The organism is Pseudomonas sp. NPDC089996, assembly GCF_044748405.1.
In the GTDB taxonomy this organism is placed as follows: Bacteria; Pseudomonadota; Gammaproteobacteria; order Pseudomonadales; family Pseudomonadaceae; genus Aquipseudomonas.
Window position 1 is genome coordinate 181295 of record NZ_JBIVGA010000006.1, and the last position, 14443, is coordinate 195737.

A 14443-nucleotide genomic window follows, 5' to 3' on the forward strand; every position below is an offset into this window, starting at 1 on the left:
AAAGGGCTGCAAAGCAGCCCCAATGTCCAGAAAGCACAAACCCCGGTGCGTGGCCGGGGTTTGTGCTGTTACTTCAAGCGAACCTTACAGTGCGGCAATGGCGCTGTTCAGGGTCTGGCTCGGGCGCATCACCTTGGCGGTCAGCGCGTCATCCGGGGCGTAGTAGCCACCGATGTCGGCCGGCTTGCCCTGGACGGCGTTGAGCTCGGCGACGATGGTCTCCTCGTTCTCGGTCAGGGTCTTGGCCAGTGGGGCGAAGCGTGCCTGCAGGGCAGCGTCGTCGCTCTGGGCAGCCAGGGCCTGGGCCCAGTACAGGGTCAGGTAGAAGTGGCTGCCGCGGTTGTCGATGCCACCGACTTTGCGCGAAGGCGACTTGTTGGTGTCGAGGAACTTGCCGGTAGCCTGATCCAGGGTGTTGGCCAGGACCTTGGCGCGCGGGTTGTCGTAGGTGTTGCCCAGGTGCTCCAGGGAAGCGGCCAGGGCCAGGAATTCACCCAGCGAGTCCCAACGCAGGAAGTTCTCTTCCACCAGTTGCTGCACGTGCTTGGGTGCCGAACCGCCGGCGCCGGTTTCGAACAGGCCACCGCCGTTCATCAGCGGCACGATCGACAGCATCTTGGCGCTGGTGCCCAGTTCCATGATCGGGAACAGGTCGGTCAGGTAGTCACGCAGCACGTTGCCGGTCACCGAGATGGTGTCCTTGCCTTCGCGGATGCGGGCCAGGGAGAACTTGATGGCGTCGACCGGTGCAAGCACACGGATGTCCAGGCCAGCGGTGTCGTGATCCTTCAGGTACTGCTGCACCTTCTCGATCATCACGCCGTCGTGGGCGCGGGCCGGGTCCAGCCAGAACACCGCCGGGGTGTCGCTCAGGCGGGCGCGGTTGACGGCCAGCTTGACCCAGTCCTGAATCGGCGCGTCTTTGGTCTGGCACATGCGGAAGATGTCACCGGCTTCGACGTTCTGCTCCAGAACGACCTTGCCCTTGCCATCGACCACACGCACCACGCCGTCGGCCTGGATCTGGAAGGTCTTGTCGTGGGAACCGTACTCTTCGGCCTTCTGTGCCATCAGGCCGACGTTCGGCACGCTGCCCATGGTGGTCGGGTCGAAGGCGCCGTTGGCCTTGCAGTCTTCGATGGTGGCCTGGTAGATGCCGGCGTAGCAACGATCCGGGATGATCGCCTTGGCATCCTGCAGTTCACCGGCGGTGTTCCACATCTTGCCCGAGTCGCGGATCATCGCTGGCATCGAGGCGTCGACGATGACATCGCTCGGCACGTGCAGGTTGGTGATGCCCTTGTCGGAGTTGACCATGGCCAGGGCCGGACGCTCGGCGTACAGGGCCTGGATGTCGGCTTCGATCTCGGCCTGCTTGTCGGCTGGCAGGTCCTTGATGCGGGCGTACAGGTCGCCGATGCCGTTGTTGGCGTTGAAGCCGACTTCAGCCAGCGCAGCGGCGTGCTTGGCCAGCACGTCGTTGTAGAATTCTTCGACGATGACACCGAACATGATCGGGTCGGAGACCTTCATCATGGTGGCTTTCAGGTGCACCGACAGCAGCACGCCGGAGGCCTTGGCATCGGCGATCTGCTCGGCGATGAAGGCTTTCAGGGCCTTGCGGCTCATGGTGGCGCAGTCGACGATTTCAGCGGCTTTGACGGCGGTCTTGGCTTTGAGCACGGTGGTGCTGCCATCTTTGCCGACCAGTTCGATGCGCAGGCTGTCGTCAGCCTCGATCAGTGCGGCTTTTTCGCTGCCGTAGAAGTCGCCGTTGCTCATGTGGGCAACGTGCGACTGCGAGTCGGCGGCCCAGGCGCCCATCTTGTGCGGGTGCTTGCGCGCGTAGTTCTTGACCGACAGCGGGGCGCGGCGGTCGGAGTTGCCTTCGCGCAGCACCGGGTTCACGGCCGAACCTTTGATGCGGTCGTAACGGGCGCGGGATTCTTTCTCGGCCTCGGTGGCCGGCTCGTCGGCGTAGTCAGGGATGTTGAAGCCCTTGCCTTGCAATTCCTTGATCGCGGCCTTGAGCTGCGGTACCGAGGCGCTGATGTTCGGCAGCTTGATGATGTTGGCTTCAGGGGTGGTAGCCAGCTGGCCCAGTTCCGCCAGGTGATCGCCTACTTGCTTCTCTGCGCCCAGTTGCTCCGGGAAGGCGGCGAGGATGCGGCCAGCCAGGGAGATGTCGCGAGTTTCGACGGCGATGTCAGCCGAAGCGGTAAATGCTTCGACGATCGGCAGCAGCGAGTAGGTGGCGAGGGCGGGGGCTTCGTCGGTGAAGGTATAGATGATCTTGGAACGGGTGGGCATGCGGGTTAACTCTCTGTGTGCTGAGCGTGCTCGAGTCTCGTGTTGCGCAGGGTAGGCGCATCGCCCTGGCAATGCCATGAGCGGAAAGTCGAGAGGCTGCGAGCTGTGATGGTGGATGCATCAGTCGAGCGTCAATGCTGAGCTGCGGTAACAACCCAGACTTCTAGGCCATTCATGGCCAAGGGCGGTCCGCATTTTCCTGGGAGTCGCCCCGATGACCCTTCGGTCGCGGCGGAGTATACCAAACCATTCGGGCTAATCAGCAAGGCCAAGTGACATCGTTGCCATTTATAAGACCAAAGACGTAGGGGCAATGTGGCGCGATGTCGCATGCCTTGCAGGTCCGCAGATGTGGTTTAGGCTCATTGCATCGCATGATGTCCAATCACACCCGACAGCGGAGTAGTGCAAGCATGGGATACCAGAAAATCAAGGTTCCGACCGACGGCACCAAGATCACCGTCAATGCAGACCATTCGCTCAACGTGCCTGACAACCCGATCATTCCTTATATCGAAGGCGACGGGATTGGCGTCGATGTTTCGCCGGTCATGATCAAGGTGGTCGATGCCGCCGTGCAAAAAGCCTATGGCGGCAAGCGCAAGATCGCCTGGATGGAGGTGTATGCCGGCGAGAAGGCCACCCAGGTGTATGACCAGGACACCTGGCTGCCCCAGGAAACCCTGGATGCGGTGAAAGACTACGTGGTTTCGATCAAGGGGCCGCTGACCACGCCGGTCGGCGGCGGCATCCGTTCGCTCAACGTGGCCCTGCGCCAGCAACTCGACCTGTATGTGTGCCTGCGCCCGGTGTTGTGGTTCCAGGGCGTGCCGAGCCCGGTGAAAAAGCCGGGTGATGTCGACATGGTGATCTTCCGCGAAAACTCCGAGGACATCTATGCCGGTATCGAGTGGAAGGCCGGCTCGCCCGAGGCGAACAAGGTGATCAAGTTCCTCAAGGAGGAAATGGGCGTCACCAAGATCCGCTTCGACCAGGACTGCGGCATTGGCGTCAAGCCGGTTTCCCGCGAGGGCACCAGGCGCCTGGTACGCAAGGCCCTGCAGTACGTGGTGGACAACGACCGCGAGTCATTGACCCTGGTGCACAAGGGCAACATCATGAAGTTCACCGAGGGTGCCTTCAAGGACTGGGGCTACGAGGTGGCCCGCGACGAGTTCGGCGCCCAACTGCTCGATGGCGGCCCCTGGATGAAGTTCAAGAACCCCAGGACCGGCCGTGAAGTCATCGTCAAGGACGCCATTGCCGACGCCATGCTCCAGCAGATCCTGCTGCGTCCGGCCGAATATGACGTGATTGCCACTCTGAACCTCAACGGTGACTATCTGTCCGACGCCCTGGCAGCGGAGGTGGGCGGCATCGGCATCGCGCCAGGCGCCAACCTGTCGGATACCGTGGCCATGTTCGAGGCCACCCACGGCACTGCACCGAAATACGCCGGGCAGGACAAGGTCAACCCGGGTTCGGTGATCCTCTCGGCAGAGATGATGCTGCGCCACATGGGCTGGACCGAAGCGGCCGACCTGATCATCAAAGGCACCAATGGTGCGATTGCGGCCAAGACCGTGACCTATGACTTCGAGCGCTTGATGGATGGCGCCACGCTGGTGGGTAGTTCAGGCTTTGGTGATGCGATGATCAAGCATATGTAGCGCAGTAACGTAAAACCGGTCGCCCGGCTAAATTGGGCGACCGGTTTTTCGTATGCCGGTAGAAAACACAGGTTCAGGCTGTAACGGTCGTGGGCGATTGACCTGCTCCAGTTGAAGTGCTGACAGAGGCGCTGCTGATAGCGACCGCATGCAAGCCCTTTGGGCCCTGAATGATGTCGAATGTCACGGACTGGCCGGCTTTCAGCGTTTTGTAACCGTCCATCTGGATCGCCGAATAGTGGGCGAACAGGTCTTCGGTTTTGCCGTCTTCATTGATGAATCCGTAGCCCTTGGCATTGTTGAACCACTTGACTTTACCGCTTGCCATCCCTATGTCCCTCTGCAAAGGACTCCATCACTGGAGTATCATCCACTTCATCCGCATACGAACCATGCGAAAAATCTGGTTGACTGCGCGGATCTTTATCGACCACGGTGGGTTCTTATTGGTTGTAACACCGTTTTGCCGATAGTCAAGGTCAGGTGGCGCGTGCGCCAGCGGCCGCAAATGCAGTCAACCCACAACCTTAACCTGTCGATCATGATGAATTTCTTTCCATGCATGCACCCAGTGAGATTCGACTAACATTCAATCAGGATCGCCCGCAATCGAATGAGGACGACGGCTCAGGGCTTGCGGTACAGGAAGCCAAGCCGATCCTGCAGGCGCCACCGATGTACAAGGTGGTTTTATTCAACGATGACTACACGCCGATGGATTTCGTCGTCGAAGTGCTCGAAACGTTCTTCAGTCTGAACCGCGAGCTGGCGACCAAGATCATGCTGACCGTCCATACCGAAGGGCGGGCAGTGTGCGGATTGTTTACCCGTGACATCGCCGAAACAAAGGCCATGCAGGTCAACCAATACGCCAGGGAAAGCCAGCATCCGCTACTCTGTGAAATCGAGAAGGACGGTTAATCGCCGACCACTTGGGTATGAGGTGAAGCTATGTTAAACCGCGAGCTCGAAGTCACCCTCAATCTTGCCTTCAAGGAGGCCCGTTCGAAGCGTCATGAGTTCATGACCGTCGAACATCTGCTGCTGGCACTCCTTGACAATGAGGCTGCTGCGACCGTTCTGCGCGCCTGTGGCGCCAATCTCGACAAACTCAAGCATGACCTGCAAGAGTTCATCGATTCCACTACACCCCTGATCCCCGTCAATGACGAAGACCGCGAAACCCAGCCGACCCTGGGCTTCCAGCGCGTGCTGCAACGTGCCGTGTTCCATGTGCAGAGTTCCGGCAAGCGCGAAGTCACCGGTGCCAATGTGCTGGTGGCGATCTTCAGCGAACAGGAAAGCCAGGCCGTGTTCCTGCTCAAGCAGCAGAGCGTGGCCCGTATCGACGTGGTCAACTACATCGCCCACGGTATCTCCAAAGTGCCGGGCCATGGTTCGCACGCCGATAGCGATCAGGAAATGCAGGACGAAGAGGGCGGCGAAACCTCCTCTTCGAGCAACCCGCTGGACGCCTACGCCAGCAACCTGAACGAGCTGGCCCGTGCCGGCCGTATCGATCCGTTGGTGGGGCGCGAGCAGGAAGTCGAGCGTGTGGCGCAGATTCTCGCCCGCCGGCGCAAGAACAACCCGCTGCTGGTAGGTGAGGCTGGCGTCGGCAAGACCGCCATCGCCGAAGGCCTGGCCAAGCGTATCGTCGACGGCCAGGTCCCTGACCTGCTGGCACAGAGCGTGGTCTATTCGCTGGACCTCGGTGCGCTGCTGGCCGGTACCAAGTACCGTGGTGATTTCGAAAAGCGCTTCAAGGCGCTGCTGGGTGAGCTGAAGAAACGCCCGCAGGCGATTCTGTTCATCGACGAGATCCACACCATCATCGGTGCCGGTGCGGCGTCGGGCGGGGTGATGGACGCGTCCAACCTGCTCAAGCCGCTGCTGTCGTCCGGTGAAATCCGCTGCATCGGCTCTACCACCTTCCAGGAGTTTCGCGGCATCTTCGAGAAGGACCGTGCCCTGGCGCGGCGCTTCCAGAAGGTCGATGTCAGCGAACCATCGGTCGAAGACACCGTCGGTATCCTGCGTGGCCTGAAAGGCCGCTTCGAAAGCCACCACAACATCGAGTACAGCGACGAAGCCCTGCGCGCCGCCGCTGAACTGGCCTCGCGCTACATCAATGACCGGCACATGCCGGACAAGGCCATCGACGTGATCGACGAGGCGGGTGCGTACCAGCGCCTGCAGCCTGAGGCCAATCGGGTCAAGCGCATCGACGTGCCGCAGGTCGAGGACATCGTTGCCAAGATCGCACGGATTCCGCCGAAGCACGTCAGCAGTTCCGACAAGGAGCTGCTGCGTAACCTCGAGCGTGACCTGAAGCTGACCGTATTCGGCCAGGATCAGGCGATCGATTCGCTCGCCACCGCCATCAAGCTGTCCCGGGCCGGCCTCAAGTCGCCAGACAAGCCGGTCGGTTCGTTCCTGTTCGCCGGCCCTACCGGTGTGGGCAAGACCGAGGCGGCGCGGCAGTTGGCCAAGGCGCTGGGCGTCGAGCTGGTACGTTTCGACATGTCCGAGTACATGGAGCGCCACACCGTGTCGCGCCTGATCGGTGCACCTCCAGGCTATGTCGGGTTCGACCAGGGCGGCCTGCTGACCGAAGCGATCACCAAGCAACCGCACTGCGTGCTGCTGCTCGATGAAATCGAGAAGGCTCACCCGGAAGTCTTCAATCTGCTGCTGCAGGTAATGGATCACGGTACCCTGACCGACAACAACGGGCGCAAGGCCGACTTCCGTAACGTGATCCTGATCATGACCACCAACGCCGGTGCCGAAACCGCCGCGCGGGCCTCGATCGGCTTCACCCATCAGGACCACGCGTCCGATGCCATGGAAGTCATCCGCAAGAGCTTCACGCCGGAGTTCCGCAACCGTCTGGACACCATCATCCAGTTTGGCCGCCTGAGCACCGAGACGATCAAGAGCATCGTCGACAAGTTCCTCATCGAACTGCAGGCGCAGCTGGAAGACAAGCGTGTGCTACTGGAAGTCAGCGATGCCGCTCGCGGCTGGCTGGCAGCTTCCGGCTACGACGTGCAGATGGGGGCACGGCCAATGGCACGGCTTATCCAGGACAAGATCAAGCGGCCGCTGGCCGAGGAGATCCTGTTTGGCGAACTGGCCGAGCATGGTGGCGTGGTGCACGTCGACCTGCGCGATGGCGAACTGGTGTTCGACTTCGAGACCACGGCTGAGGTTGCCTGATTGTACGGGGCCGCTTTGCGGCCCTTCGCGGGCACGCCCGCTCCCACAGGTAATAGCTAACCCCTGTGGGAGCGGGCGTGCCCGCGAAGGGCTGCAACGCAGCCCCCTACAACCTTGAAGGCACAAAAAAGCCCGGCACATTGCCGGGCTTTTTCATGGCTAGAGCTTAGCGCGCACGGTAGGTGATGCGGCCCTTGCTCAGGTCGTAAGGCGTCAGTTCGACGCGGACCTTGTCGCCAGTGAGAATGCGAATGTAGTTTTTGCGCATCTTTCCGGAGATGTGCGCGGTTACGACGTGCCCGTTTTCCAACTCCACGCGGAACATGGTGTTGGGCAGGGTGTCGACGACAGTGCCTTCCATTTCGAAGCTGTCTTCTTTCGACATGCAGTAGAACCCTCGGATCCAGTGTTGGCCCGACGCATAACCGCACCGGGCAAAAAAGTGGCGTGGATTATGCCCGAAAACTGCGTGTCAAGCCAATGCTTTCAGTTAAGGGTGACCCAGCGCTGGTTTATCAACAACTCGATAGGCCGATACTGCGTCTTGTAGTTCATTTTCTTGCAGTTCTTGATCCAGTAACCCAGGTAGACGGCCTCCAGGTCCTGTCGCAGGGCTTCGGTGATCTGCCAGAGGATGGCAAAGCGCCCGAGGCTACGGCGCTCTTCTTCAGGCTCGTAGAAGGTGTATACCGCCGACAGACCGTTGGGTAACAGGTCGCAGACGGCGATTGCCAGCAGGCGGCCATTCAGGCGGAACTCGTAGAACCAGCAGAACGGCAGGTCGCGAACCAGGAAGGTGGAAAACTGGTCACGGCTCGGCGGGTACATGTCGCCATCGGCGTGGCGGGTCTCGATGTAGCGCCGGTAAAGGTCGAAATACTCTTCTTTGAAAGCCGGCCGGGCGGCCGTCACGGTCAGGTCGGCGTTGCGCTTTAGGATGCGCCGCTGCTGGCGGTTGGGAATGAAGCGCGCAGCGGGGATGCGTGCCGGCACGCAGGCATTGCAGTTCTGGCAGTGCGGGCGGTACAGGTGGTCACCACTGCGGCGAAAGCCCATTTCCGACAGGTCGGCATAGACGTGCACGTCCATCGGCTGGCTGGGGTCGAGGAACAGCGTGGTGGCCTGTTCGTCCGGCAGGTAGCTGCAGGAGTGGGGTTGAGTGGCATAGAACTTCAACCGCGCCAACTCTGTCATGATCAACCCCTCGGTGAGACTTTGCTTTAAGTGTAAGCCAGCTGGCAGAACTCGCCTAGCAAACCCAGGTGGCGCTGTTGGGCTGGTCGAGGTGGCGTGCCAGGTAATCGGCGAAACGGGCACGGCTGATGGCGCGGGCGCCAAGGCTGTGCAGGTGATTGGTCGGCATCTGGCAGTCGATCAGCACGAAGCCGGCCTGGCGCAAATGCTCGACCAGTGTCACGAAGCCGACCTTGGAGGCGTTGTCGGCGCGGCTGAACATCGATTCGCCGAAAAACAACTGGCCGATGGCCAGGCCATACAGGCCGCCGACCAGCTCGCCGTTCTCGCGCACTTCCACCGAATGGGCGATGCCGCGCCGATGCAGTTCGCAGTAGGCATTGCGCATGGTGTAGGTGATCCAGGTGCCGTCAGCGTAATCGCGTGGGGCCGCGCAGGCGGCGATCACTGCCGGGAAGTCGCTGTCGAAGGTGACCTGGTAGCGGCCTTGGCGCATCAGTTTGGCCAGCGAACGCGAAACATGCAGTTCGTCCGGGAACAGCACCGTGCGCGGGTCGGGCGACCACCAGAGGATCGGCTGGCCGTCCTGGTACCAGGGAAAGCAGCCATGCCGATAGGCCTGCTCCAGGCGTTCGGGGCTCAGGTCGCCACCAGCGGCGAGCAGACCGTTGGGGTCGTGCAGGGCCTTTTCCAGGGGCGGGAAGGTCAGCGAGTCGCGGGTCAGCCAGGTGAGCATGGTCTATCGTGCGGTGGGGGAGGGGAGAGGGCAGCATGGCGCGCAGGGCTTGCGGGGTCAATGCTGGCAGGGGCAGGTGTCATTGACGGGCAGCAGAATAGGCAATTTCCTACACATTCATGAAACCATAGGCACCATCCGCTACATTTGCTGTCACACCTGTGCAAAAACACAGCATAAGCCTTTGTCACGAAAGAAAATGCATGCTCAAATTGCATCCCATATGAAAGTCGCCCCCACGCAAGAGCCATACGGCGTGCCGTCATGGCGGCTGGCGGGCAGTAATGTTAAAAGTAGTGGTTCATTGGCCAGACACCTGCCGATCACTACTGGACGCGCAGCACGCGCAGGAATAGACGCGTTTTGAAGAAATCCACCGCAACTCCAGCTCCATTGCCCGTGCCCCTGTGGCGGCAGCAGCTGCATTACCGCCTCAAGGAAGGTGCGTTGATTGCTGTCGGCGCCCTGTGCCTGTACCTGTGGATGGCGCTGCTGACCTACGACACCTCCGACCCGGGCTTCAGCCACACCAGCAACATCGACCAGGTGCAGAATGCCGCTGGCCGTGCCGGTGCGTACTTCGCCGACATCCTGTTCATGGTGCTGGGCTACTTCGCCTACATCTTCCCGCTGCTGCTGGCCATCAAGACCTGGCAGATCTTCCGCGAACGGCACCAGCCGTGGCAGTGGAGCGGCTGGCTGTTCTCCTGGCGGCTGATCGGCCTGGTGTTCCTGGTGCTGTCGGGCGCGGCCCTGGCGCATATCCATTTCCACCCGCCGGCGAGCCTGCCGTTTTCCGCAGGCGGTGCGCTGGGCGAAAGCCTTGGCGACCTCGCGCGCAGCCTGCTGAACGTGCAGGGCAGCACGCTGATGTTCATTGCCCTGTTCCTGTTCGGCCTGACCGTGTTCACCGACCTGTCGTGGTTTAAGGTGATGGACATGACCGGCAAGATCACCCTCGATCTGTTCGAGCTGGTGCAGGGTGCGGCCAGCCGCTGGTGGGAGGCGCGCAACGAGCGCAAGCGTCTAGAAGCGCAACTGCGTGAAGTCGACGACCCGGTATTCGACCTTGCGCCGAAGGCCGCCGACAAGCGCGAGCCGGCCAAACCGGCCCTTCGCGAGCGCATTTTCAAGCGCGAAGAGGCGCCGGCCCAGCCAGTTGAACCCCGCGAGCCTACCCTTGGCCGTGAGCCGACGCTCGCCCGCGAGCCTGCAGCACCACGCGAGCCGACCCTCGCCCGCGAACCCCTTGTGCCACGAGAGCCCGTTGTGCCTCGCGTGCAGCCTGCTGCATCGCCGACCATCGTGCCACCGGCCGCGGCCAAGGCGGCGGAACCGAGCCAGCGGGTGATGAAGGAAAAGCAGGCGCCGCTGTTCATCGACAGCGCCGTGGAAGGCACCTTGCCGTCGATTTCCATCCTCGACCCGGCCGAACAGAAGAAGATCGAGTACTCGCCAGAGTCCCTGGCCGGTGTCGGCCAATTGCTGGAAATCAAGCTCAAGGAGTTCGGCGTGGAAGTCTCGGTAGACTCCATCCACCCAGGCCCGGTGATTACCCGCTACGAAATTCAGCCGGCCGCTGGCGTCAAGGTCAGCCGCATCGCCAACCTGGCCAAGGACCTGGCGCGATCGCTGGCAGTGACCAGCGTTCGGGTGGTCGAAGTGATCCCCGGCAAGACCACCGTGGGTATCGAAATTCCCAACGAAAACCGGCAGATGGTGCGCTTCTCGGAAGTGCTCGCCACACCGCAGTACGACGAGCAGAAGTCGCCGGTCACCCTGGCCCTGGGCCACGACATCGGCGGTAAGCCGGTGATCACCGACCTGGCCAAGATGCCGCACCTGCTGGTGGCCGGTACTACCGGTTCCGGTAAGTCGGTGGGTGTCAACGCGATGATCCTGTCGATCCTGTTCAAGTCCAGCCCGGAAGACGCGCGGTTGATCATGATCGACCCGAAAATGCTCGAACTGTCGATCTACGAGGGCATTCCGCATCTGCTGTGCCCAGTGGTCACCGACATGAAGGACGCCGCCAACGCCCTGCGCTGGAGCGTGGCCGAGATGGAGCGGCGCTACAAGCTGATGGCGGCCATGGGTGTGCGTAACCTGGCCGGCTTCAACCGCAAGATCAAGGACGCCCAGGAAGCCGGGGAGATCATCCATGACCCGCTATACCGCCGCGAGAGCATGGACGACGAGCCGCCAGCGCTGAAGACCCTGCCGACCATCGTTGTGGTGGTCGACGAATTCGCCGACATGATGATGATCGTCGGCAAGAAGGTCGAAGAGCTGATCGCCCGTATCGCCCAGAAGGCGCGTGCCGCCGGTATCCACCTGATCCTCGCCACCCAGCGCCCATCGGTGGACGTGATCACCGGCCTTATCAAGGCCAACATCCCGACCCGCATGGCGTTCCAGGTGTCGAGCAAGATCGACTCGCGGACCATCATCGACCAGGGCGGCGCCGAACAGCTGCTCGGCCACGGTGACATGCTGTATATGCCACCGGGCACCAGCCTGCCGATCCGTGTGCACGGTGCTTTCGTGTCCGACGATGAAGTGCACCGCACGGTCGAGGCGTGGAAGCTGCGTGGCGCGCCGGACTACAACGACGACATCCTCAACGGCGTGGAAGAGGCCGGCAGCGGCTTCGACGGCGGCGGCGGCGGTGGCGATGGCGACGATGCCGAAACCGATGCCCTGTATGATGAGGCCGTGCAGTTCGTGCTGGAAAGCCGTCGCGCGTCCATCTCGGCGGTGCAGCGCAAGCTGAAGATCGGCTACAACCGCGCGGCGCGGATGATCGAGTCGATGGAAATGGCCGGCGTGGTCACCCCGATGAACAGCAACGGCTCGCGGGAAGTGATTGCCCCGGGCGGCCCGCGCGACTGATGAACACCTTGCCGGGCGCCAACGGAGGCGCCCGGCCTTTTCAATGCTCAATGAGGATTCCCATGCGCGCGATTCGCATGCTGTTGGTTTCTGCCCTGACCCTGGGCTCGGTTACTGCTTATGCCGGTGAGCAAGACGTACAGCGCCTGACCCAGCTGTTGGAAAAATCCCAGACCATCCAGGCCAATTTCTCCCAGCTGACCCTGGGCGCCGACGGCACCAGCCTGCAGGAAACCTCGGGCAAGATGACAGTCAAGCGCCCAGGCCTGTTCTACTGGCACACCGATGCACCGCAGGAGCAGGTCGTGGTGTCGGATGGCAAGAACGTCACCCTGTGGGACCCGGACCTGGAGCAGGCCACCATCAAGAAGCTTGACGTGCGCCTGAACCAGACGCCGGCGCTGCTGCTGTCCGGTGATGTGTCGAAAATCAGCCAGAGCTTCGACATCGCCTCGAAGGAACAGGGCGAAGTGATGGACTTCACCCTCAAGCCGAAAACCAAGGACACCCTGTTCGACTCGCTGCGCGTGTCGTTCCGCAAGGGCCTGATCAATGATATGCAGCTGATCGACAGCGTCGGCCAGCGCACCAACATCCTGTTCAATGGCGTCAAGGCCAACCAGGCGGTGCCGGACAGCACGTTCAAGTTCGACATCCCCAAAGGCGCGGACGTGATCAAGGAGTAACCAGAGCCCGTCATGGACCTGTTTCGAAGTGAACCCGTCGCCCAGCCCCTGGCCGCCCGCCTGCGCCCGTCCAACCTGGACGAGTATGTCGGCCAGGAGCACCTGCTGGCGCGTGGCAAGCCGCTGCGCGAGGCGCTGGAGCAGGGTGCGCTGCACTCGATGATTTTCTGGGGGCCGCCGGGGGTGGGCAAGACCACCCTGGCGCGGCTGCTGGCGCAATTCTGCGATGCGCACTTCGAGACGGTGTCGGCGGTGCTGGCCGGGGTCAAGGAGATCCGCCAGGCGGTCGAGGTGGCCAAGCAGCAGGCCGGCCAGTACGGTCGGCGCACCATCCTGTTCGTCGACGAAGTGCACCGCTTCAACAAGTCCCAGCAAGATGCCTTCCTGCCCTACGTGGAGGACGGCACCTTGCTGTTCATCGGTGCCACCACCGAGAACCCGTCGTTCGAACTGAACAACGCGCTGCTGTCGCGGGCGCGGGTGTACGTGCTCAAGAGTCTCGACGAAGCGGCGCTGCGCAAGCTGGTCGACCGTGCGCTGACGGAAGAACGCGGGCTGGGCAAGCGCAACCTGCGCGTCGGTGACGATGCCTTCAAGATGCTGATGGCTGCCGCCGATGGCGATGGCCGGCGCATGCTCAACTTCCTCGAAAACGCCTCGGATCTGGCCGAAGATGGCAGCGAGATCGACGTCGAGATGCTGCAAAGCCTGCTCGGCGACAGCCGCCGTCGCTTCGACAAGGGCGGCGAGGCGTTCTATGACCAGATTTCCGCGCTGCACAAGTCGGTGCGCGGCTCCAACCCGGATGGTGCCCTGTACTGGTTCGCACGCATGCTCGACGGCGGCTGCGACCCGCTGTATATCGCCCGCCGCGTGGTGCGCATGGCCAGCGAAGACATCGGCAATGCCGACCCGCGCGCCTTGAGCCTGTGCCTGGCGGCCTGGGACGTGCAGGAGCGCCTGGGCAGCCCGGAAGGCGAGCTGGCAGTGGCTCAGGCGATCACCTACATTGCCTGCGCGCCGAAGAGCAATGCGGTGTACATGGGCTTCAAGACCGCGTTGCGCGAGGCCGCCGAGCATGGCTCGCTGGAAGTGCCCCTGCACCTGCGCAATGCGCCGACCAAGCTGATGAAGCAACTCGGCTACGGCGATGAGTACCGCTACGCCCATGACGAGCCCGATGCCTATGCCGCTGGCGAAGATTACTTCCCCGAGGCGCTTGAACCGCGCCAGTACTACCAGCCTGTGCCACGTGGCCTTGAATTGAAGATCGGCGAGAAGCTGCGCCACCTGGCCGACCTCGACCGCAATAGCCCCCGCCAGCGGAGAAAACCGTGATTGCATTGATTGCCGCGGTCAGCGCGGGCGGTACCGTTGGGACCTTGTTGCGTTTTGCCACCGCGAACTGGGTCGCGGCCCACTGGCCACGGCACTTCTATCTCGGTACGCTGGCGGTCAACCTGATCGGCTGCCTGCTGATCGGCCTGCTCTATGGCCTGTTCCTGCACAAGCCGCTGGCGCCGGTCGAACTGCGCGCCGGCCTGATCGTCGGCTTTCTCGGCGGCCTGACGACTTTTTCCTCCTTCTCGCTCGATACCGTGCGCCTGATCGAAAGTGGGCAAGTGCCCCTTGCCGTGGGCTATACCAGTATCAGCGTGGTGGGCGGGCTTCTGGCCACCTGGGCCGGCCTGTCCCTGACCCGTTTCTGAACCAACACCTACCTATAACGAGAG

At 62.1% G+C, this 14443-nt stretch carries 12 protein-coding genes; 7 read left to right on the plus strand and 5 right to left on the minus strand.

The features are described from left to right. Window positions 1–84: 84 nt before the first annotated feature. A complete protein-coding gene (locus ACIPW4_RS12700; protein ID WP_400658280.1) occupies window positions 85–2310 on the minus strand; it encodes an NADP-dependent isocitrate dehydrogenase in 2226 nt (741 codons plus the stop codon). Between the two features lie 413 nt (window positions 2311–2723). Between ACIPW4_RS12700 and icd the strand changes: the two genes are divergently transcribed. After that, a complete protein-coding gene (gene icd, locus ACIPW4_RS12705) occupies window positions 2724–3980 on the plus strand; it encodes an NADP-dependent isocitrate dehydrogenase (protein WP_400658282.1) in 1257 nt (418 codons plus the stop codon). A 73-nt stretch (window positions 3981–4053) separates the two neighbouring features. On the opposite strand, the gene cspD is transcribed toward icd, so the two are convergent. Beyond that, entirely contained in the window at window positions 4054–4308 is a 255-nt protein-coding gene (gene cspD / locus ACIPW4_RS12710; protein ID WP_400658283.1) for a cold shock domain-containing protein CspD, read from the minus strand. Window positions 4309–4538: 230 nt separating this feature from the next. Here cspD and clpS point away from each other — a divergent pair, with 230 nt between their 5' ends. Together clpS and clpA are read left to right on the plus strand one after the other, a co-directional pair. Further along, window positions 4539–4901: an ATP-dependent Clp protease adapter ClpS gene (gene clpS / locus ACIPW4_RS12715; RefSeq protein WP_003251220.1), complete on the plus strand. Its 363-nt coding sequence runs from the start codon at window positions 4539–4541 to the stop codon at window positions 4899–4901. Between the two features lie 30 nt (window positions 4902–4931). Then, the gene (clpA, locus tag ACIPW4_RS12720) at window positions 4932–7202 is read left to right on the plus strand and encodes an ATP-dependent Clp protease ATP-binding subunit ClpA (protein ID WP_400658284.1); all 2271 of its coding nucleotides are present in this window, start codon (window positions 4932–4934) and stop codon (window positions 7200–7202) included. A gap of 166 nt (window positions 7203–7368) precedes the next feature. On the opposite strand, the gene infA is transcribed toward clpA, so the two are convergent. The 3 genes from infA to aat all read right to left on the minus strand — a co-directional run bounded on the left by infA (window position 7369) and on the right by aat (window position 9132). Then, window positions 7369–7587 (minus strand): translation initiation factor IF-1, encoded by a 219-nt coding sequence (gene infA, locus ACIPW4_RS12725; protein ID WP_002553999.1) that lies wholly within the window; start codon window positions 7585–7587, stop codon window positions 7369–7371. A 101-nt stretch (window positions 7588–7688) separates the two neighbouring features. Continuing rightward, window positions 7689–8396, minus strand: a complete 708-nt coding sequence (locus ACIPW4_RS12730) for an arginyltransferase (RefSeq protein WP_400658286.1) — start codon at window positions 8394–8396, stop codon at window positions 7689–7691. 55 nt (window positions 8397–8451) lie between these two features. Continuing rightward, window positions 8452–9132 carry a leucyl/phenylalanyl-tRNA--protein transferase gene (gene aat / locus ACIPW4_RS12735; RefSeq protein ID WP_400658288.1) on the minus strand — a complete coding sequence of 227 codons (681 nt, stop codon included), beginning with the start codon at window positions 9130–9132 and terminating at the stop codon, window positions 8452–8454. Window positions 9133–9435: 303 nt separating this feature from the next. Between aat and ACIPW4_RS12740 the strand changes: the two genes are divergently transcribed. From ACIPW4_RS12740 to crcB, 4 genes are all read left to right on the plus strand, one after another. Continuing rightward, window positions 9436–12024, plus strand: a complete 2589-nt coding sequence (locus ACIPW4_RS12740; RefSeq protein ID WP_400658628.1) for a DNA translocase FtsK 4TM domain-containing protein — start codon at window positions 9436–9438, stop codon at window positions 12022–12024. Between the two features lie 62 nt (window positions 12025–12086). After that, complete coding sequence (gene lolA / locus ACIPW4_RS12745; RefSeq protein WP_400658289.1) at window positions 12087–12710, plus strand: outer membrane lipoprotein chaperone LolA; 624 nt, start codon at window positions 12087–12089, stop codon at window positions 12708–12710. Window positions 12711–12722: 12 nt separating this feature from the next. Then, window positions 12723–14048 (plus strand): replication-associated recombination protein A, encoded by a 1326-nt coding sequence (locus ACIPW4_RS12750; protein ID WP_400658291.1) that lies wholly within the window; start codon window positions 12723–12725, stop codon window positions 14046–14048. After that, window positions 14045–14419: a fluoride efflux transporter CrcB gene (crcB, locus tag ACIPW4_RS12755; RefSeq protein ID WP_400658293.1), complete on the plus strand. Its 375-nt coding sequence runs from the start codon at window positions 14045–14047 to the stop codon at window positions 14417–14419. Before ACIPW4_RS12750 ends, crcB begins: the two co-directional genes overlap by 4 nt. Window positions 14420–14443 lie beyond the last annotated feature (24 nt).